Here is a 17,965-nt window from a genome sequence, read left to right as displayed (position 1 = left end):
TAAAGAGGTAAAATACAAAATAAAATACGATTTTTAGCAACAAAAGGTTTGCCATGTTCCTGCAATTTACCTTTTACTTTTTTGTAATTTAACAGCCACAAAAATTTCACGCTCAATATTTACCAGATGACCGACGAAGAAAAAAAAATTCAGCTACGGAATTATAAAATGTTTGCCACCGGACTTTTTGTTTTAATGGCAGTTATATTCGTAGTGATGACGATTTTAGAAAAGAAAAATCCTGCGCATTGGATCGGTTATATCCGTGCGTTTTCCGAAGCTGCGATGGTCGGAGCTTTGGCTGATTGGTTTGCAGTGACGGCACTTTTTCATTATCCGCTTGGAATCAGAATTCCACACACCAATTTAATTGAAAACAGCAAAGAGAGAATTGGCGATAATCTGGGGAATTTCGTGGTAGAAAATTTTCTCTCTCCACAAAATATTCGTCCGTACATTCAAAAACTTAAAATCTCCAATTTCGTGGGAGATTGGTTGTCGAAAGAGCGGAATCAGGAAAATTTAATGAAAGAATTATCCAATATCGTTTTAAACATTCTGAATAAACTGGATGATACGGAAGTTGTGAATTTCATAGGCAAAAAGGCAAAAGAAATGACCGATGATGTGAAAATTAACGAGATTATCGGCAACGGACTGGATTATGTTTTAGACAAAAATGACCATCAGAGATTCATCACCAATCTTTCCAAACAGATCAAAGAATATGTTTTGAATAACCAGAAAATGGTGAAAGAGCGCGTAAAAAGTGAAAGTTTTTTCTTAATTCCGAAATTTGTAGATGACGGAATTGCGGAGAAAATTACGAAAGGACTTTCCAATTATTTTGAAGAAGTAGAATTAGACGAAAACCATTCATTACGAGCAGAAATTACACAGAAATTATATGAGTTTTCAAAGGAAATTCAAACCGAAGAAAAATGGGTTGAAGAATTTCGGACTATTAAAAATGACTTTTTGAAAGAAGAAAAAATTCAGCAATATTCTACAGACATTTGGAATTCCATCAAAAAATCATTGTCGAAAGAGTTAGAAGAAGAACATTCAGCCTTGAAAAATTACCTCCGAAAAAATCTTGCGGAACTCTCTGAGAATTTAAAAACCGACGAGAAATTTCAAAATAAAATTGATAATTGGGTTCGCGTAACAGCTTATAAATATATTCTCAAAAACACGCATCAATTCGGCGCTTTAATCAGTTCTACGGTTGGAAACTGGGAAGGAAAAGAACTTTCCGAAAAATTGGAATTAGAAGTTGGGAAAGATTTGCAATTTATCCGCGTAAACGGAACGATTGTCGGTGGTTTTGTGGGATTGATTATTTATACGGTGACAGAATTTTTCATAAAGTAAAGTTGCTCGAATTACCAAAAATTGGTAACTTTGATTTTAAATCTAAAATTATGGGTCGAAATACCTCAGTATCTTTAGGAGATTATTTTGAAAATTTTGTTGATGGAAGCATCTCGGAAGGTCGATATAAGAATGCCAGTGAAGTAATTCGAGCTGGTTTACGCCTTTTGGAAGAAGAAGAGCAAAAAATAAAAATCTTGAAAACTGCGATTAAAGAAGGAATTGATAGTGGCATTTCTGAAAATTTCGATGCCAAGAAACACCTCGCTTTTTTGAAAGCCAATAAAAAATAAAATGGGAGAATATTCCCTCACCAATAAGGCAATTACCGATTTATCCGAAATTTGGGATTACAGTTGCGCACAATTTTCAGAAAACCAAGCCGATCTCTATTATCTTGATTTAATTTCCTACTGCGAAATACTTGCAGAAAACCCTACGATCGGCAAAAAATATGACGAACTTGATTTGGGGATTTTAGGATTTGTTGCAAAAAAACACCTCATTTTTTATAAAATTTTATATCCAAATGAAATTTTGATCATTAGAATCTTAAGTGGAAATGTAGATTTGAAAAATAGATTTCGGGAATAAAATTACGTTATAAATTCTCCAGTAACTTTACATTAATCTCCCTAATCAATTCCGGTCCTTCGTATATAAAACCCGTATAAAGCTGCACCAAACTTGCGCCTGCTTCGAGTTTTTCTAAGGCATCTTCTGCTGAATGAATTCCACCCACACCGATGATTGGGAATGCTTTTCCACTTTTTTCGGAGAGAAATCGGATGACTTCTGTGGAACGTTTGGTTAATGGTTTTCCGGAAAGTCCACCTGTTTCTTTTTTATTTTCTGAACTTAAATTTTCCCGCGAAAGTGTGGTATTTGTAGCAATGACACCCGCAATTTTCGTCTCTTTTATGATATCAATAATATCTAAAAGCTGATCATCACTTAAATCCGGTGCTATTTTTAAAAGAATAGGTTTCGGTTTTTCTTTTTTTGAATTGATTTCCTGTAAAGTTCCCAACAATTTGGTTAAAGGTTCTTTATCCTGAAGTTCCCGAAGATTTGGTGTGTTTGGAGAACTTACATTCACCACAAAATAATCCACATGATCGAATAATTTTTCAAAACAGATGATATAATCATTGACTGCATCTTCGTTCGGCGTGACTTTATTTTTACCAATATTTCCACCGATGAGCACATTTTTATTTTTCTTCAAACGTTCTACCGCTGCATCTACTCCACCATTGTTGAAACCCATTCGGTTGATAATTGCGGAATCTTCTTTCAGGCGGAACAGTCTTTTTTTCGGATTTCCGTCTTGTGCTTTTGGGGTTAATGTTCCTATTTCTACAAATCCAAATCCCAGATCAGAAAGTTCGTGGAACATTTTCGCATCTTTATCAAAACCGGCAGCTAAACCAACTGGATTTTTAAATTTTAAACCAAAAACTTCACGCTCCAATCTTTTGTCTTCAATGGGTTTTGGAAGGAAAATTTTTGTTAAAAAAGGAAATTTCTTGAGAACTGAAAAAGTAAAATAATGAACTTCTTCGGGATCAAATTTGAAAAGAATCGGACGAATAAAGGATTTGTACATCGGAGAAAAGTTTGACAAATTTAATGAATTATAACGAGATTTTTATTTCAAAACTAAATTTCATAGCCCTGATTGACGCGGCATCCTTTTGTGTGACGGTCGGAACGAAGAGGAGACCGACACACAAAAGATATAGCGGAAAGCAGGTTCCCGGCTCCTAAAAAATAGAATAAATTTCCCTATTTTTGCATAAATTCTAAAAAAGATGGCTAAACAGGAAGATGTTTTCAAAAAATTGATCTCACACGCGAAAGAATATGGTTTTATTTTTCCTTCAAGTGAAATTTACGACGGTCTTTCCGCGATTTACGATTACGGACAAAATGGGGCGGAACTGAAAAACAACATCAAACAATATTGGTGGAAAGCAATGGTGCAGCTGAATGACAATATTGTCGGCATCGATTCTGCAATTTTTATGCATCCCACTATTTGGAAAGCTTCCGGTCACGTCGATGCTTTTAATGATCCTTTGATCGATAATAAAGATTCGAAAAAACGTTTCAGAGCCGATGTTTTAATTGAAGATTACTGCGCCAAATTAGAAGAAAAAGCCCAAAAAGAAATAGAAAAAGCGGCCAAAAGATTTGGTGATGCTTTCGATAAAAATGAATTTGAAAACACGAATCCACGCGTTCTAGAATATCGAGAAAAGCAAAAAACGATCCTTTCGAGAATGGCACAATCTCTTGAAAAAGAAGATCTTGCCGATGTAAAAGCTTTGATTGAAGAACTGGAAATCGCTGATCCAGACACTGGTTCTAAAAACTGGACCGATGTTCGACAGTTCAATTTGATGTTCGGAACAAAACTCGGAGCTTCTGCAGATACTGCAACCGATTTATATTTGCGACCAGAAACAGCGCAGGGAATTTTTGTGAACTTTTTAAATGTTCAGAAAACTTCGCGTCAGAAATTACCATTCGGAATTGCGCAAATCGGAAAAGCCTTTAGAAATGAGATTGTTGCGAGACAGTTTATTTTCAGAATGAGAGAATTTGAACAAATGGAAATGCAGTATTTTGTCCCACCCGGAACAGAATTAGGATTTTATGAAACCTGGAAAGAAAAACGTTTGAATTGGCATTTGGCTTTAGGTTTAGGTGCAGAAAATTATAAATTTCACGATCACGAAAAACTGGCGCATTACGCAAATGCTGCGGCAGATATTGAATTTAAATTCCCATTTGGATTTAAAGAACTGGAAGGAATTCACTCCAGAACCGATTTTGATTTAAGCGCGCACGAAAAACATTCTGGTAGAAAATTACAGTATTTCGATGCGGAAAGAAATGAAAATTACGTTCCTTATGTCGTAGAAACTTCGGTTGGATTAGACCGTTTATTTTTGGCAATTTTCTCTAACTCTTTGAAAGATGAAGTTTTAGAAGACGGTTCCGAAAGAACAGTTCTTTCGCTTCCTCCAGCTTTGGCGCCTGTAAAAGCAGCAATTTTACCATTAATGAAAAAAGATGGTTTAGGAGAATATGGCGAGAAAATCTTCAATGATTTGAAATACGATTTCAACATGATTTATGAAGATAAAGACAGCATCGGAAAAAGATACAGAAGACAAGATGCAATCGGAACACCTTTCTGCATCACGATTGACCACGATTCTTTAACCGACAATACCGTAACTTTGAGAGACAGAGACACGATGAAACAAGAGCGAGTTGCTGTTGCAGATTTGAGAAGAATTATCGACGAAAAAACAAATTTCCGCAATTTACTTTCGAAGATTTAAGATTGCAAAAAAAATATTTACTGAAAAGTTCTGGAGCAATCCGGGACTATTTTATTTGAAGGAATTTCCATTAATAATTCTAAATTTGTAGGAAACAGTTTAGCATGATAGAAAAAACTTTGAAAGGACTATTAGTTGGAATGGCTGCACTCATTGCGTTGGCTTATATGTTTGGATATGATTATTTATTCAATGGCATTCGAGAAACTTATCTGCGTGGAGAAACAGGTTCTACAATAGACGACGGATCTTATTTCAAGTCTCATACGATTGCAAAAGGAAATTCAATTCCGTGGGTTAAAGATTCTTCGTACAATAAAAAACCTCTACCTAAAACTTTAGTCGAGGATTTGAAACTTTCAAAAACCGCTTCTTTTGTCATCATTAAAAACGGAAAATTGCTTCATGAACAATATTGGGATGGCTTTAATGAGCAATCGAAAACCAATTCCTTTTCTATGGCAAAAGGTGTAACGGTGATGTTGCTCGGAAAAGCTCTTGAAGAAAAAAAAATACTAAGTTTAAGTCAAAAATATTCGGATTTCTTTGGAAATTATGCGAATGTTGAATTGGGAAATCATTTAACAATCGGTGATTTAGCCAAAATGGAAGCGGGTTTAAACTGGACAGAAGATTACAAAAATCCCTTCCTTCAAAATGCAAAAGCCTATTATGGAAAATCTTTGGAAGAAGCGGTTTTCCTTCGAGGTTTCAAAGATGAACCAGGAAGTAAATTTGAATACCAAAGTGGTGCGACGCAACTATTAGGTTTTGCGCTAAGAAAGTCGATGAACAAAACCCTTTCCGAATATGCATCAGAAAAATTCTGGAAACCTCTCGGAATGGAACAAAACGCTAATTGGAGCACCGATGATTTCAAGATGGAAAAAACTTTTTGCTGCATTCATTCCAACTCGCGGGATTTTGCAAAATTGGGACAACTTATCCTAAATGATGGAAAGGTTGGAGATTTACAAATCCTTAATTCTAAATTCATTGATGAAATGCGAACTCCGACCTCACTATCAAAAGGTGCTTATGGAATGGGAATTTGGATCAATAATGACGCTGCCAACAAACATTACTATTTCTGGGGATTATACGGACAATACATTATCGTCATTCCAGAAAAAAACATCGTCATTGTACGGACCGGAACGTTCAAAGATCAGCCAACAGATGAAAAAGGAAGACCAAAACAAGTTGCGTTTTTAGTAAATGAAGTGGTAGAAAACTTTAAATAAACTTCTTAAATCGTCTTTTTCTATTTTTCTAAATGTCTATTTATACAGATTATTCAATTTAAATTTCCGTAAATTTGAAGCATTCTAAATAAGTAACATGTTCGATCTTCAAAATATTCGCGATCAGTTTCCTATTCTTTCCCAAAAAGTCAATGGCAAAGATTTGGTCTATTTCGATAATGCCGCAACTTCCCAAAAACCGCTTTCGGTTTTAAATTCTTGGCAAAAATATTACACGGAAATCAATGCTAATGTTCATCGTGGGATTCACACATTGAGCCAATTAGCGACTGAAGAAATGGAACTTTCGCGCCGGAAAATTCAGAAATTCATTAATGCAAAAAATGATTTCGAAGTTATTTTCACGAAAGGAACCACGGAAGGAATTAACCTCATCGCTTATTCCCTCACGAATTTAATTAAGGAAAATGATGAGATTATTATTTCCTATTTAGAACATCACTCGAATATTGTTCCGTGGCAAATGTTGTGCGAACGAACCGGCGCAAAACTGAAAGTGATTCCGATGGATGAAAACGGAATTTTGCAACTAGATTTTTTAGATGAAAATTTAAGCGAAAAGACGAAAATAGTTTCTTTAAATCAGGTTTCAAACGCTTTAGGAGTGATCAATCCGATCGAGGAAATTATTGCGAAAACGCGTGCGAATTCTAATGCGATGATTGTCATTGACGGTGCTCAATCTGTTCCGCATTTTAAGATCGATGTTCAAAAAATGGATTGCGATTTTTTCGTTTTTTCCGGGCATAAAATGTACGCTCCGATGGGAACCGGAATTTTGTACGGAAAAGAAGAAATTTTAAGAACAATTCATCCTTTTCATGGTGGTGGAGAAATGATTGCGACCTGCTCTTTCGAAAAAACAACCTACGCCGATCTGCCTTTTAAATTTGAAGCCGGAACGCCAAATGTGGGTGGAAATATTGCTTTGGGAGCTGCTGTAGATTTCATGGAAAGTATTGGTCACTCAACCATTCAAGCGCACGAAAAAGCTTTGCTGGATTATGCTCAGAAGAAATTATTGGAAATTGAAGGCCTGAAAATTTATGGTGAAAAAGCAAACCGAACCGGTGTTGCTTCCTTTAATTTAGAAGGAATTGGGATCGCTTCTGATGTGGGAATGATTCTCGATAAACTCGGAATTGCTGTGAGAACGGGTCATCATTGTACGCAACCGATCATGGAATTTTTCAATATTGCGGGAACTGTTCGCGCAAGTTTTGCGGTGTATAATACGTTTGAAGAAATTGATATTTTGGTGGAAGGCGTGAAAAAAGCGCAGCGAATGCTGAGTTAACCGCACCTTTTTTACCGCAAAAGGGGCAAAAGTTCAATTTTAAAAATGCAAAAAAGCCTGCAAAAGCGAATAATTTTACTTTTGCAGGCTTTGAAAATCTAAAAATTCACAATTTGCTTTTGTTTCTTTTGCGGTGAAAAATGTACACTTAATTTTCTAAAATTTGACGTGCCGCTTCTTTCGTTTTTTACCTTTTCGATTACTCTGATGCAAATTCCTTTTTCATCGAAAATAAAAGTGGTTCTCACGATGCCCATGAATTCTTTTCCCATGAATTTTTTCAGTTGCCACACTCCGAATTTTTCTACAATATCTTTGTTTTCATCAGCAATTAAAGGATACTGAAATCCGAATTTTTCATGAAACTTTTTTTGTGCTTTCACTGGATCAGCCGAAATTCCGACCAATTGATAGCCTTCTTTTTTTAAGGTTTCCAAGTTATCGTTAATATCGCACGCTTCTGCGGTACAACCTGGAGTATTTGCCTTTGGATAAAAGAAAACAACGAGTTTTTTTCCAATGAAATCTTTAGAATTTACGGTTTCGCCGTCTTGATTTAGACTTTGAAATTCTGGTAATTGATCGCCAACTTGCAACATAATGTTTGATTTTTTTTAAATTATTACAATTAAATCGTTCTATTTTTAACACATTAGTTCATCAAAAAAACCTTCATTGAGTTCACTTTAGGACACATTAGTCCTGAAACGCAAATATTTTTTGCAACTTTGTGTACATTTATGCTTTAGAACTTTTATAATTCTTAAGTGAAGAATGTGTTAAAAATTCAAATTTAACTTTAAAATGACGAAAAAGCAAAAAGCCCAAATTATCATAGATGAACTGGAGAAATTATATCCAGAAGTTCCCGTTCCACTCGATCATTCAGATCCTTTTACGCTTTTGGTTGCGGTTGCACTTTCTGCCCAAACTACAGATAAGAAAGTGAATCAGATTTCCCCCAAATTATTTGAAGTTGCAGGAAATCCCTTTACAATGAAAGATCTGGAAGTGGAGGAAATCAAATTTTTAATCAAAGAAATCGGTTTAGCCAACACAAAAGCTAAGAATCTGAAAAGAATGGCAGAACTCCTTGTAGAAAGGCACAACGGAATTATTCCTCAAACTTATGAAGAGCTGGAAGCACTTCCTGGAATTGGGCATAAAACGGCTTCTGTGGTGATGAGTCAGGCTTTTGGATTTCCGGCTTTTCCTGTAGATACGCATATTCACCGCTTGATGACGCAGTGGAAATTAACGTCAGGAAAAAATGTGGTGGAAACTGAAAATGACGCGAAAAAACTTTTCCCGAAAGATGCGTGGAACAAACTGCATTTACAAATCATCTTCTATGGCAGAGAATATTCGCCTGCAAGAGGGAATAAGGAAAATGATTATCTTACAAAAATGGTACTGGAGTAATTGGTCCGTTTGAACTTAAAAAAAATGATTGAATTTACTTTAAAAGATTTTCAACTTTAGTAACCAAGTCATCAATTTCGAATGGTTTTGTTAAAAAATCGTCTACACCCGCTTTCTCACTTAGTTTTTTAGCGTCGGGATGAGCAGACATCATTATAATTTTGATGTGTTGAGTCTCTGCATTTTCTTTAATTTCTCTTGTTAAAGTGCGACCATCATATCCAGACATGAGTAAATCGGTGATGATGAGCTTGGGTTGAGTTTGTTTAATAATTTCGCTAAACTGCAGCGGATTGAAGCATGACTCTACATTGTAACCCTCTGACAATAAAATACTTTCAATCAGCTGACAAATATCTTTATTATCATCGACAATTAAAATTTCCATAACTATTTGCTGTTTTTATTTTTTCCCAAAGGTAGGAAGAAACTGAATCTACTTCCCTGCTCTTTTTTACTTATTACGGTGATTTTTCCATCATGTCTATCCAAAATATCTTTCACGATAAAGAGTCCGATTCCAAATCCGGGAAATGTTTCTTCATCATCACCAGAAACACGATAGAAACGCTCGAAAATTTTGTTTAATTCCTCATGATCCATTCCTATTCCAAAATCTTCTACGGATACAACTGCATATTCTTCCTCGACAAACAGCTCTACATTCACCATTTTTGAAGTTGGGGAATATTTAATAGCGTTGGTCAAAAGATTATTTAAAACTTGGGTAATTCGATCTTTATCTGCGTAGACTTCAATATCTGTAGGATGTTTCAGTTCAAAATTAATATGATGGCTTTGTTCCGAAGCTTTTATATCTTCTATGGTTTCGGTGACCAAACCTAGGAGGGAAAATTCTTTTTTATTTAATGGCAGATTTCCGGCTTCCATACGAGAAATATCCAAAAGATCACCGATTAAAACATTGAGTTTATTGACTTGATTTTCAATGGTATTTAAAGAATTTACCAAAAATTTATCCTCAGAATCTCCCCGCATTTTTTTAAGCAATTGTACATAGCCTTTTATCGTGGTGACAGGAGTTTTCAGTTCATGGTTTGCCATTTTGATGAAATCATTTTTCTGCTTTTCCTGGCGCTTCATGTCATCAATGTCTGTACTGGTTCCGACCCATTTTTTCACATTTCCTGCTTCGTCTAAGTCGGGGAAAGCACGGCTCAAAAACCATCGATACTCATTATCTTTATTGCGAAAGCGATGTTCAAAAAAGAACGGTTTTTTGGTGCGGATACTTTTAGCCCAAAGACGTATGTTTTCTTGCTGTTCATCGGGATGTACAATTTCTAACCAGCCATCTCCATCTAGAAAATCGTTATAATTCTTACCCGAATAATCCATGGTGGCTTTATTAAAATAAGTGAGTTGCCCATCTTTTTCTCCAATCCAAACAATTTGTGGAATTGCATCGGCCAAAAAGCGGTATTTTTTCTCACTTTCTCTGATGTTTTTTTCGTAATTTTTGTTTTCAGTAATATCTCGAATAGTTCCAGAAATGTAGGCTTTTCGCCCATCTATTGGTTCCAGAAGTTTCCCGTAGATTTCGATCCATTTTTGCGTACCGTCGCGAAGTACAATCTTCGTTTGATAGAAAAGATCTCCGGTCTGTTTTGCCGCCTTGAGTGCATCGAGTCTTAATTGGACAAAATTTTTGTGAATATGTTTTTCAAAAACTTCCGAACTTATTGTTTCTGTTTGCGAATCATAACCCAAAATTTCTAAAAACCGCGGTGAAAAATTATATTTATGCTGGGTTTCATAATCCATATCAAACCTTCCCAATTTACTAGCAACCATTGCGGTATTGAGTTGATGATGGCTTTGTTGCAAAAGAATCTCACTTGTTTTTCTCTGCGTAATATCTTGCATAACACCGACCATTCTGCTCGGTATTCCGTCATGCTCGAAAAAAACTTTACCGTTGGTTGAGATCCATTTTTCATTCTGAACCTTATCAATAAGTCGCGCTTCATATTGATAAACTCCTGTTTGCAAAGCCTTTTCGAATGCTTTTTCTACGATATTGATACGGTCTTCTTCGCAAAGATGATCTCGCATTTGCTGATGAGAAATCTGCTCTCCTTCATTGTACCCAAAAATTTTTGATAAATAGGAGGAATGAATGATGTCAAAAGTTTTCAGATTAAGATCCCAAGTTGCGGTATGGGAACTTTCTGTGGCAAGACGCAGCCGTTCCTCGTCATTTTTAATTTTATTTCTGGTCGTAATCAAATCTGTAACCTCGATTACAACAGATGCAAAATATTGAAATTCACCACTTTCGGTATAAATCGGTTGATAAACAAAATTAAAAAAAACGTCCTGCAACAATCCTTTTCTTTCCAATTTTATATTTTGCTCAGGTGCATAAAATGGAACTTTGGTGTTTTTTACATTTTCGAAAATAGAAAGCAGATTAGTTTCCGTTTCTGGGAAAATATCAAAAATTCTTTTCCCCAAAATTTCATGGTTTTCCTTTTGAACAATTTTCAGCCAAGCTTCATTTGCAAATTCGAAAACGTAATCCTCGTTGATTAACGAAAAACCAAATGGTGTTTTTTGCAACACATTTTCTAGAACATTTTCTTTATTTTGAAAAAGAGAAAGCAATCCATTTTCGCTCATCGTAGCATAATTTTTTTTAACAAGGTAAAAATACTTAATTAATTTAGTTTTTTAACATAACATTTACCGTTTTTCGGAAATACCAATATTCCTCAATTTATAATTTTAGAAGACTAATTAGAAGATCTTTTCAAAAATCCTTGCTTTTGAATCACAGCAAATCCGCTGAGTAACTCACCGGATTCGCTTGCTGTATTCTTTAAAATAATAATTTATTGTCGTTTTGCCCAGTTTTCCATTTTGCGATCCAAAACATCCAGTGGAAGGCAACCTTGATTTAAAACTTCATCATGAAACTTCGCTAATTTGAATTTCGACCCCAAATTTTTCTGATAAAGATCTCTCAGTTCTCTAATTTTCAAGGCACCAATTTTATAAGAAAGCGCTTGTCCTGGAGTTGCCATATATCTTTCTACTTCTGCTGTTGCACCCTGTTCATCATAGGAAATGTTTTTCAAAAAGTAGGCAATTGCTTCTTCTCTGTTCATCTTCCCCGTATGCAATCCTGTATCTACAACCAGTCGAACAGCACGCAACATCTGATCGCTCAAGTAACCCATTTTCTGATAAGGATCGGTATAAAGACCTAATTCTGGACCGAGTGTTTCGCAATAGTGCGCCCAACCTTCGCCGTACGCTCCGAACCAGCCGAAACGCATAAATTTCGGAAGTTGCACGTTTTCTTGTTGCAGGGAAATTTGGTAATGGTGACCGGGAATTGCTTCATGCAAAAAGAGAGATTCCATTCCGGAGGTCACATTAAATTTGGTAGGATCGGGAAGCGGAATGTAAAATATCCCTGGTCTTTTTCCATCGGGAGTTCCCGGCACATATTCTGCACTTGCGGTATTTTCGCGAAATTTTTCCGTTTGCCGAATTTCGAAGGGTGTTTTTGGCGTCACCTTAAACATCGTTTTCAGTTTCGGGGTAATCTTGGTTAAAACAGCATTGAAAACCTTGATAACTTCCACATCGGTTTTATAAGGCATTGCTTTTGGATCTGATTTTAAATGGATCAAAAACTCCTCTAATGAACCACTGAAACCCACTTGTTGCTTTACTTTTTCCATTTCACTTCGAAGCATTGCAACTTGTTCCAAACCAATTTGATTGATTTCATTGGGTGTTTTTGTGGTTGTAGTCCAGCTTTTTGCAAAGTAGGCATAAATGTCGTTTCCTTTTGGCAATCCATTAATTCCGTCTGTAGTTCTTGCTTTCGGTAAATACTCTGTTTGTAAGAAATTGCCCATTTTGGTATAAGACGGAATGATTATTTTGGTAATCATGGTCTTAAATTCTTTCGTGAATTTTTCTCTTTGAGCAGCGGTGAAATTTTTCGGAAAATTATTGATCGGTCCGTAAAAAATATTTTTACTAAAATCTGAACTTGTAATTTCTTCAGCGTTCATCTGTGTCACCATTTTTACAACCAGTTTTTTGGGCAAAACATATTGGTTTGTAATTCCTTCTCTGAAATTTTCGATGGCTGCATCCATCCAAGCAGGAAAGTTTTCAGTTCTCTTTAACCAATCACTGTAATCTTTTTCCGTTTTGAAGGGTTGATTTCCTTGTCCACTTCCAAGCAACGGAAAATCGAGAGGAAGCCCGCTAAATTGCGTGAAAGGAATGTATTCTGGGTGATAAGCGTACCGTTCAATTTTATCTTTCAAGGTATAGTCCAAAACATCATATACCGTTTTATCCTGATCACTTAATGATTTGTAATCAACTTTTTTAAGTTGGTTTTGCACAGAATTATAAAAGGTGATTTCGCCCGAAATAAAATCTTTATCAATGTTAATGGGTAATTGATCATTGTATCTCTCATCACCTTGAGCGGTTGCATCGAGGGGATATAATTTTAAATACTGTTCGTAATAATTAGCCGTAATTGAATCTAAATCAACGGGAGTTACTTTGGTAATCGGGGAATCAGACTTTTTGCAGGAAATCATACTTGCAATGATGAGAAATCCAAAAAGCTTTTTACAAAACAGTTTTTTCATGCGTATATTTTGAGGAAGCTAATTTAAATTATTTTGAGTTAAGTATAAATGAAATTTATATTTCCAACGCAGATCGTGGGGAAACATGATTGAAGGTGCATTTTTTAATCTCCCTTTTTTAAAAATGCAGTAAAACACTTTGCACAATCAATCAATTTTTTATCTTTGTTGAATCAGTTCAAAACAAATTACTTAACTATTTTTCTTAAAAGATGAAAGGGATTTTAAAAATCTACCACCCTGAAGAAACCCTTAAATATCACATCAAAAGCAGTTACTGCAAAGCGGTTTACAGCAACAAAAAACATTTTCTAGACGTCGAAATTATCACCGATGATTCTTTAGACCATGTTGATGATGATTCTTTACAATACAATTTCCCTCAACTGTCAATGAATATTATCGAGTTCCCGATTGATGAAGAGGAACTTGATGGTAAAAACTTCGAAATAATCGACAGTTCCGATGATATCTATACCGAAGTTGATCTTTTCGATAATGAAGATGCGTATCTCTACGAAAGCGAACTTGTTTTTGATAGAAATGCGGAAGGTGAGCTTCAGCTCCTTTGGAAAGGAACAATTGATGATTTCTACACCGGTTCGGAGACGCCAATTCCCTTCAAAATGAAATGTCATTTCAAACCCGACGTTATTGAAGTAGAGGAAGATTAACCTGCCAAATTTCATTACCTAGCCGAAAAATACCTTAAAATCTATACTATTAAGGTGATTTTGCCGTTCAATTTTAAATAAAATTTATAATCAATGTTTTTACAAACAGCAGCTCAAGTCGTAACCCCCGAAACTCAGGAGCAAGTTTTCTCTTTCTGGAAGATTATGTTTCATGGTAATGTTTTTGCCAATATCGTAATGATTACGGTACTTGTACTAGGTATTTTCTCCCTTTATATATTTTTAGAAAGGCTTTTTTACATCAATCGAATGTTGAAAATAAATGATGCAAATTTGATGAATAACATTCAGGATTTGCTAAACCAAGGCCGAGTAGAAGCAGCCGTAGATTATTGCGTAAGACAAAATACGCCGGAAGCACGCATTCTCGAAAAAGGCATCACAAGAATCGGAAGACCTATTTCTGATATTGTAAGTGCAATGGAAAGCCAAGGTCAAATTGAAGTTTCCAAACTCGAAAAAAACCTAAATCTTTTGGCTGCCGTACCAAGTTTAGCACCGATGCTTGGACTTTTAGGAACGGTAATCGGATTGATTATGGCTTTCTTCAGCATGTCGAATGCGGAAGGTTCGTTTTCACCAAAAATTCTTTCGGAAGGTATTTATACAGCATTGGGACAAACAGCCACTGGTTTGGCTGTGGCAATTCCCGCCAACTTTTTTTACAATTTACTCTTAACGAGAATTGATAAATTTATGTTGAAAGTTCAGCATCTTTCGACTGATTTCTTAGACATCATCAACAAACCATCATAAACGAACTGTATAATCCTCATCAGCAAAATATGTTTTTTGATAAAATATTGATGAAGATGGCGATTGCACAAAACCCGTAAAATCATAGAAATCTCCTTATGAAACTTAAACGAAGAAATAAAGCAAATCCCGAGTTCAGCCTTGCTGCAATGGTTGATGTTATTTTGTTGCTCCTCATATTTTTTATGGTGACTTCTGCTGCTGCAAACCAAAGTGCAATTGACGTAAAACTGCCGAAAGTAGAAATCGAAAACCCAAATATTCCCAGCCAAGTTACGGTAACCATCAAAGCAGACGGCTCGTATTTTGTAGATGATGTTTTGGTAAAAAAAGAAACGTTGGAATCGGTGATCGTTACTAAATTGCAAAACTCGAAAACACCTTCTTTCACGATTCGGGCAGATGAAAATTCTTATCACAAAGACGTCGTTTTTGCGATGGAAATTGCCGAAAAACACCAATTCAATATTGCAATTGCAACCACTAAAGTAGATTAATCGTTAAAAATGAACGACCACCGCATCAATAGCCGGGAAGAAAATAAGGACAAACTGAAAAGTGGTATTCTGACCGCGATTATTTGGTCTCTACTTCTGCTGTTTGTTTTTGTTTACAAATTCACCGAAAAAATTCCCGATAAAAAAGAAGTGGTGACGCAAATGCTCATTAATTTTGGCGATAACAGAAACGGAAATGGCGCAGAGGAACCCGCAAACCAAGAAGGAAGTTTAGCCTCAAAAGCAAATCCCAGCGTTGTAGAAACGCCCGCTGAACCGGAATCTAAAACAAAAATTACAGAAAAATCACCCGATGTCTCTCCGATAAAAAAAGAAACGCCGAAAGAAAAAATCATCACCGGAACAGATTCTAAAAACCTCGTGAAAACAAGCGAAAAATCCGATAAAAACACCAAAACTTCCACTGCTTCCACCACTTCAAAATCTGCGTCGAAAACCTCCACCTCCAAAGCAACCACACCAAATTCGAAAACAGGAACCGGAGACGGAAAAGGAACAGCAGCAATCGGAAATTTAATTAAAGGAAGAGGCACCAAAAAAGGAACTCAAGGAACAAACGGCACCACCGGAAACGCCGGAGATCCTCTAGGAGGCGACAGCAATGGCGACAGCAAAATCGGCATTGACCGCAAATTAATTGGCTTTATCCCAGGAACAATGGGTCGTGGCGGCGCACAACCCACTCATAACTGTTCTGCAAGTGGCACGATCAGCATTTCCTACACGGTCGATAAAGCCGGAAATGTGATTTCAGCTCGCCGATTGGGAGGTATTTCCGATCCGTGCGTTTCTACAAATTCAGTGTCGTGGGTTAAAAAATATGTAAAGGCTGAGAAAGCAAGCTCTTCATCCACAGGTGTTTATAAAATAACTTTCTAGGATACACCCTTTTTTCGGGGCGCACATTTCCTGCTTTCACTACTCGCTTTTTTATCATTTTTCAAAGAAAAAAATGATAAAAAGAGCTCAAACATGCCGTTCAATCAGGGGCGCAATTCAGGCGTCGTAACCAAACTAAAATTAATCCATCAGTTTTTTTTCTATTCCAAAAACTTTTGAGAATTTTGTACCATGACCAATCAGGAATATCAAAAAGAGGTAGAATGGCTTTTTAACCAAGCTCCCAATTACCAAATTGACGGAAAAAAAGCGTACAAACCAGGACTCGAAAACATCACCACACTCTGTACATTTTTCGGTAATCCCCAAAATCATTTAAAAACCATCCACATTGGTGGTACGAACGGAAAAGGTTCTACAAGCAATATGCTTGCTTCGGTTTTACAGGAAGCCGGCTACAAAGTTGGCCTGTACAACTCACCGCACCTCATCGACTTTTCAGAGCGGATAAAAATCAACGGCGTGAATTGCGAAAAGGAATTTATATATGGCTTTATTCAAAAATTAAAAAACCTACCTGCAGCAATAACCCCTTCTTTTTTTGAGTTCACCACCATCATGGCGTTTGAATATTTTAAACAAAAAGAAGTTGATTTCGCAATTATAGAAGTTGGTTTAGGCGGAAGGTTAGATGCAACCAATATCATCAATCCGATGATTTCTGCAATCACCAACATTGCTTTGGATCACCAAGATATTCTAGGAAACACCCTCGAAGAAATTGCGCGAGAAAAAGCAGGAATTATCAAAAATAGCGTTCCCTTAATCTCAGGCGAAGAGAATGATCTTGTAACCCAAATATTTAAAATAAAAACAGCTGAACTACAGTCAGAATTTATTGATGCGACCTCCGTTCAAACTACGTTTACTTCCGATTTAAAAGGAAATTATCAGACTAAAAATATTAAAGTGGTCTTGGCGATTATCAGGCAATTACAAAAAGAGGAGGTTATGATTTCTACGAAAAACATCGAGCAAGGTCTTTTGAACGTTCAAAAAAACACGAATTTCATTGGCCGTTGGTATGAATTTTCAGCGGACCCCTTAACAATTTGTGACACGGCGCATAATCAAGCAGGGTTAAAAGAGGTTTTTGCGCAACTTAATTCAATTCCAAAATTCAAACATATCATCTTGGGTTTTGTGAATGATAAAAAAATCGATGAAATTTTACAAATTCTTCCCACCGATTCTACTTACTATTTTGCGAAACCTAATAACAATCGCGGTCGTCACCCAACAGATTATGAACAATTATTAAAAAAATCAAAAATAAATTATAAAATTTTTGATCAGGTTAATGACGCCTATCTTTCTGCAAAACAGCTTGTTAAAAAAGAAGAAATGATTTTTATTGGTGGAAGCAACTTTGTAGTAGGAGATTTTTTGGAAAAAAATTTGGAGAATTAGAAAATTTTTGTACATTTGCCGAACCAAAATTTGAGAAATCAAAAACGGTATCGGGCTCTTAGCTCAGTTGGTTCAGAGCATCTGGTTTACACCCAGAGGGTCGGGGGTTCGAATCCCTCAGGGCCCACAAAAACTTCTCAAGAAATTGAGGAGTTTTTTTTATTTTAAGCCAAGTTGAAAACAAGATTAATATTCAAATTGAATCAATATCAAAACTTAGGGACTAAGGGATCAGTACCAAAACTTGTGTTTAAGCAAAAATGTTTTGTAGTCTGAATAGAAAAAACGCCCGATCCCTAACTCCTCTGAAGTTGCTTCTAAAT

At 36.0% G+C, this 17,965-nt stretch carries 16 protein-coding genes, 1 tRNA gene and 1 pseudogene; 13 read left to right on the top strand and 5 right to left on the bottom strand.

Translation table 11 applies throughout. From position 1 onward, the window contains the following. The first annotated feature begins 126 nt into the window (after positions 1-126). Genes BW932_RS05105 through BW932_RS05095 form a run of 3 tightly spaced genes read left to right on the top strand, consistent with a single transcriptional unit; the run spans position 127 to position 1,968 of the window. The gene (locus tag BW932_RS05105) at positions 127-1,374 is read left to right on the top strand and encodes a DUF445 domain-containing protein (protein ID WP_076386055.1); all 1,248 of its coding nucleotides are present in this window, start codon (positions 127-129) and stop codon (positions 1,372-1,374) included. A gap of 50 nt (positions 1,375-1,424) precedes the next feature. Further along, positions 1,425-1,667 (top strand): type II toxin-antitoxin system ParD family antitoxin, encoded by a 243-nt coding sequence (locus tag BW932_RS05100; protein WP_076386536.1) that lies wholly within the window; start codon positions 1,425-1,427, stop codon positions 1,665-1,667. Position 1,668: 1 nt separating this feature from the next. After that, positions 1,669-1,968, top strand: coding sequence for a type II toxin-antitoxin system RelE/ParE family toxin (locus BW932_RS05095; protein WP_076386053.1), 300 nt, complete (start codon positions 1,669-1,671; stop codon positions 1,966-1,968). 7 nt (positions 1,969-1,975) lie between these two features. Here the strand turns inward: BW932_RS05095 and BW932_RS05090 are convergent, their stop codons facing one another. Next, entirely contained in the window at positions 1,976-2,983 is a 1,008-nt protein-coding gene (locus BW932_RS05090) for a quinone-dependent dihydroorotate dehydrogenase (protein ID WP_076386051.1), read from the bottom strand. A 205-nt stretch (positions 2,984-3,188) separates the two neighbouring features. Between BW932_RS05090 and BW932_RS05085 the strand changes: the two genes are divergently transcribed. The 3 genes from BW932_RS05085 to BW932_RS05075 all read left to right on the top strand — a co-directional run bounded on the left by BW932_RS05085 (position 3,189) and on the right by BW932_RS05075 (position 7,292). Beyond that, positions 3,189-4,730 carry a glycine--tRNA ligase gene (locus BW932_RS05085; RefSeq protein WP_076386049.1) on the top strand — a complete coding sequence of 514 codons (1,542 nt, stop codon included), beginning with the start codon at positions 3,189-3,191 and terminating at the stop codon, positions 4,728-4,730. Positions 4,731-4,834: 104 nt separating this feature from the next. After that, positions 4,835-5,974, top strand: coding sequence for a serine hydrolase domain-containing protein (locus BW932_RS05080; protein WP_084566447.1), 1,140 nt, complete (start codon positions 4,835-4,837; stop codon positions 5,972-5,974). 97 nt (positions 5,975-6,071) lie between these two features. Continuing rightward, positions 6,072-7,292 (top strand): aminotransferase class V-fold PLP-dependent enzyme, encoded by a 1,221-nt coding sequence (locus BW932_RS05075; protein WP_076386047.1) that lies wholly within the window; start codon positions 6,072-6,074, stop codon positions 7,290-7,292. Positions 7,293-7,440: 148 nt separating this feature from the next. Here BW932_RS05075 and bcp read toward each other — a convergent pair. After that, positions 7,441-7,891 (bottom strand): annotated as a pseudogene (bcp, locus tag BW932_RS05070) (thioredoxin-dependent thiol peroxidase). A 205-nt stretch (positions 7,892-8,096) separates the two neighbouring features. Between bcp and nth the strand changes: the two are divergent. Then, on the top strand, positions 8,097-8,714 hold the full coding sequence (gene nth, locus BW932_RS05065; protein WP_076386045.1) for an endonuclease III: 618 nt from the start codon (positions 8,097-8,099) through the stop codon (positions 8,712-8,714). A 34-nt stretch (positions 8,715-8,748) separates the two neighbouring features. Here the strand turns inward: nth and BW932_RS05060 are convergent, their stop codons facing one another. The 3 genes from BW932_RS05060 to BW932_RS05050 form a co-directional block, all read right to left on the bottom strand. Beyond that, positions 8,749-9,102, bottom strand: coding sequence for a response regulator (locus BW932_RS05060; protein ID WP_076386043.1), 354 nt, complete (start codon positions 9,100-9,102; stop codon positions 8,749-8,751). Between the two features lie 2 nt (positions 9,103-9,104). Continuing rightward, a complete protein-coding gene (locus BW932_RS05055; protein WP_076386041.1) occupies positions 9,105-11,357 on the bottom strand; it encodes a PAS domain-containing sensor histidine kinase in 2,253 nt (750 codons plus the stop codon). A gap of 212 nt (positions 11,358-11,569) precedes the next feature. Beyond that, positions 11,570-13,363 (bottom strand): DUF885 domain-containing protein, encoded by a 1,794-nt coding sequence (locus BW932_RS05050; protein WP_076386039.1) that lies wholly within the window; start codon positions 13,361-13,363, stop codon positions 11,570-11,572. A 212-nt stretch (positions 13,364-13,575) separates the two neighbouring features. Here BW932_RS05050 and BW932_RS05045 point away from each other — a divergent pair, with 212 nt between their 5' ends. The 6 genes from BW932_RS05045 to BW932_RS05020 all read left to right on the top strand — a co-directional run bounded on the left by BW932_RS05045 (position 13,576) and on the right by BW932_RS05020 (position 17,769). Then, on the top strand, positions 13,576-14,037 hold the full coding sequence (locus BW932_RS05045) for a hypothetical protein (protein ID WP_076386037.1): 462 nt from the start codon (positions 13,576-13,578) through the stop codon (positions 14,035-14,037). A 93-nt stretch (positions 14,038-14,130) separates the two neighbouring features. Next, positions 14,131-14,814, top strand: a complete 684-nt coding sequence (locus tag BW932_RS05040) for a MotA/TolQ/ExbB proton channel family protein (RefSeq protein ID WP_076386035.1) — start codon at positions 14,131-14,133, stop codon at positions 14,812-14,814. A gap of 98 nt (positions 14,815-14,912) precedes the next feature. Further along, a complete protein-coding gene (locus BW932_RS05035; RefSeq protein ID WP_076386033.1) occupies positions 14,913-15,311 on the top strand; it encodes an ExbD/TolR family protein in 399 nt (132 codons plus the stop codon). A gap of 9 nt (positions 15,312-15,320) precedes the next feature. Then, on the top strand, positions 15,321-16,211 hold the full coding sequence (locus BW932_RS05030) for a ferric siderophore ABC transporter substrate-binding protein (RefSeq protein WP_076386031.1): 891 nt from the start codon (positions 15,321-15,323) through the stop codon (positions 16,209-16,211). A gap of 192 nt (positions 16,212-16,403) precedes the next feature. Next, entirely contained in the window at positions 16,404-17,642 is a 1,239-nt protein-coding gene (locus tag BW932_RS05025) for a bifunctional folylpolyglutamate synthase/dihydrofolate synthase (protein ID WP_076386029.1), read from the top strand. Positions 17,643-17,694: 52 nt separating this feature from the next. Then, positions 17,695-17,769 (top strand) — tRNA-Val (locus BW932_RS05020). The last annotated feature ends 196 nt before the right edge of the window (positions 17,770-17,965 follow it).

This window comes from Kaistella chaponensis (assembly GCF_900156725.1).
Classification (GTDB): domain Bacteria; phylum Bacteroidota; class Bacteroidia; order Flavobacteriales; family Weeksellaceae; genus Kaistella; species Kaistella chaponensis.
The sequence above is the reverse complement of the archived record's forward strand: the minus strand, read 5'-3'. Positions and strand labels throughout refer to the sequence as shown.

What these genes read in the sequence shown, in the direction of transcription:
- BW932_RS05100 (WP_076386536.1), top strand. Translation starts at nt 1,425, where the DNA reads ATGGGTCGAAATACCTCAGTATCTTTAGGAGATTATTTTGAAAATTTT.
- nth (WP_076386045.1), top strand. Translation starts at nt 8,097, where the DNA reads ATGACGAAAAAGCAAAAAGCCCAAATTATCATAGATGAACTGGAGAAA.
- BW932_RS05050 (WP_076386039.1), bottom strand. Translation starts at nt 13,363, where the DNA reads ATGAAAAAACTGTTTTGTAAAAAGCTTTTTGGATTTCTCATCATTGCA.
- BW932_RS05055 (WP_076386041.1), bottom strand. Translation starts at nt 11,357, where the DNA reads ATGAGCGAAAATGGATTGCTTTCTCTTTTTCAAAATAAAGAAAATGTT.
- BW932_RS05035 (WP_076386033.1), top strand. Translation starts at nt 14,913, where the DNA reads ATGAAACTTAAACGAAGAAATAAAGCAAATCCCGAGTTCAGCCTTGCT.
- BW932_RS05040 (WP_076386035.1), top strand. Translation starts at nt 14,131, where the DNA reads ATGTTTTTACAAACAGCAGCTCAAGTCGTAACCCCCGAAACTCAGGAG.
- BW932_RS05045 (WP_076386037.1), top strand. Translation starts at nt 13,576, where the DNA reads ATGAAAGGGATTTTAAAAATCTACCACCCTGAAGAAACCCTTAAATAT.
- BW932_RS05105 (WP_076386055.1), top strand. Translation starts at nt 127, where the DNA reads ATGACCGACGAAGAAAAAAAAATTCAGCTACGGAATTATAAAATGTTT.
- BW932_RS05075 (WP_076386047.1), top strand. Translation starts at nt 6,072, where the DNA reads ATGTTCGATCTTCAAAATATTCGCGATCAGTTTCCTATTCTTTCCCAA.
- BW932_RS05095 (WP_076386053.1), top strand. Translation starts at nt 1,669, where the DNA reads ATGGGAGAATATTCCCTCACCAATAAGGCAATTACCGATTTATCCGAA.
- BW932_RS05060 (WP_076386043.1), bottom strand. Translation starts at nt 9,102, where the DNA reads ATGGAAATTTTAATTGTCGATGATAATAAAGATATTTGTCAGCTGATT.
- BW932_RS05085 (WP_076386049.1), top strand. Translation starts at nt 3,189, where the DNA reads ATGGCTAAACAGGAAGATGTTTTCAAAAAATTGATCTCACACGCGAAA.
- BW932_RS05030 (WP_076386031.1), top strand. Translation starts at nt 15,321, where the DNA reads ATGAACGACCACCGCATCAATAGCCGGGAAGAAAATAAGGACAAACTG.
- BW932_RS05090 (WP_076386051.1), bottom strand. Translation starts at nt 2,983, where the DNA reads ATGTACAAATCCTTTATTCGTCCGATTCTTTTCAAATTTGATCCCGAA.
- BW932_RS05080 (WP_084566447.1), top strand. Translation starts at nt 4,835, where the DNA reads ATGATAGAAAAAACTTTGAAAGGACTATTAGTTGGAATGGCTGCACTC.
- BW932_RS05025 (WP_076386029.1), top strand. Translation starts at nt 16,404, where the DNA reads ATGACCAATCAGGAATATCAAAAAGAGGTAGAATGGCTTTTTAACCAA.